The sequence below is a fragment of the Propioniciclava sinopodophylli genome, assembly GCF_004324755.1.
GTDB classification, from domain to species: domain Bacteria; phylum Actinomycetota; class Actinomycetes; order Propionibacteriales; family Propionibacteriaceae; genus Propioniciclava; species Propioniciclava sinopodophylli.
This window is the reverse complement of the sequence record NZ_SDMQ01000042.1, coordinates 1-618: the sequence shown is the minus strand read 5'-3', so window position 1 is coordinate 618 and position 618 is coordinate 1. Positions and strand designations below refer to the sequence as shown.

Genomic DNA, 618 nt, shown 5'->3' with positions numbered 1-618 from the left:
GCGGCATGAGCGAGTGATACCAGAGTGGTAGCATGGCGTAATGGCCATAACGCTGCGCCTGGAACCCGAGGACGAGAAGGCGCTCGCGCTGCTCGCCGAAGCCGAGGGAGTGAGTAAGCAGGAAGCGACTGTCCGCGCCATCCGTGAGGCCGCCGCCCGTCATGTCCGGGAGGACAAGGTTCGGCGCCTCTCCGCCGCCGCCCGCGACCGCTACGCCGATCTGCTCGATCGCCTCGGCCAGTGATCGACTACCTCACCCTCGAGGACGTCCTGGCTCTGGTCAGCGACCTCGGCGTAGGGCCGGTCCGCGACATCGGACTGCTCGACTCGGCGGTCCACCGGCCATCGGTAACCGTATTCGGCCGCGACGCCTACCTTGGTCTGGACGCCAAGGCAGCAGTCCTTCTGGAGTCGATCGTGCGCAACCACGCTCTGGTCGATGGGAACAAGAGGCTGGGGTGGCTTGCGGTCGTGGTCTTCTACGGCCTCAACAACGTCAACCTCGAAGCACCCGACGAAGACGCCTACAACCTGGTCATTGCACTCGCCTCCGGCACCGCGAACTACCAGGACGCCGCGGCTCTACTCACCGAATGGCACTGACGGAGCGCGGCATGA

General features: G+C 65.5%; 2 protein-coding genes. Both read left to right on the top strand.

The genetic code is table 11. The features are described 5' to 3' along the window. The first annotated feature begins 40 nt into the window (after positions 1-40). On the top strand, positions 41-244 hold the full coding sequence (locus ET989_RS14675; protein ID WP_131170291.1) for a CopG family transcriptional regulator: 204 nt from the start codon (positions 41-43) through the stop codon (positions 242-244). Further along, positions 241-603, top strand: a complete 363-nt coding sequence (locus ET989_RS14670; protein ID WP_131170289.1) for a type II toxin-antitoxin system death-on-curing family toxin — start codon at positions 241-243, stop codon at positions 601-603. Before ET989_RS14675 ends, ET989_RS14670 begins: the two co-directional genes overlap by 4 nt. The last annotated feature ends 15 nt before the right edge of the window (positions 604-618 follow it).